Source organism: Streptomyces sp. DH12 (genome assembly GCF_020873895.1).
Taxonomy (GTDB): domain Bacteria; phylum Actinomycetota; class Actinomycetes; order Streptomycetales; family Streptomycetaceae; genus Streptomyces.
Map to the genome: position 1 here is coordinate 1 of NZ_JAHWGT010000612.1, position 544 is coordinate 544.

The 544-nt window shown below is 73.2% G+C and carries 1 protein-coding gene; it reads left to right on the forward strand.

The window, feature by feature from the left end; genetic code table 11:
* Positions 1 to 55: 55 nt before the first annotated feature.
* A partial coding sequence (locus LPA54_RS36065) for a response regulator (RefSeq protein WP_228984756.1) occupies positions 56 to 544 on the forward strand: 489 nt, incomplete at its 3' end.

The window sequence follows — 544 nt, forward strand, 5'->3', positions numbered from 1 at the left end:
CGCCCTTGTCCGGCACGTAGTCCCGACCCGGAGATCCCCCCTACACTCCACGTTCATGCTGCGCGCCCTCGCCGTCGACGACGAACGCCCCTCGCTCGAGGAGCTGCTCTACCTGCTGAACGCCGACCCCCGCATCGGGAGCGCGGAAGGCGCCGGCGACGCCACCGAGGCCCTGCGCCGCATCAACCGCGCCCTGGAGTCGGGACCCGACGGGCCCGACGCCATCGACGTCGTCTTCCTCGACATCCAGATGCCCGGCCTCGACGGACTGGACCTCGCCCGGCTGCTCAGCGGATTCGCCCGGCCGCCGCTCGTGGTGTTCGTCACCGCCCACGAGGACTTCGCCGTCCAGGCCTTCGACCTCAAGGCCGTCGACTACGTGCTCAAACCCGTCCGCAGGGAACGGCTGGCCGAAGCCGTGCGCCGGGCGGCGGCCCAGCGCGGCGCCACACCGCCCGAACCCGCCCCGCGCGACCCCGAGCACGAGCCCGACCCCGACCACAAAGCCGTCGAGCTCGGCGGCGTCACCCGCTACCTCGCCGTC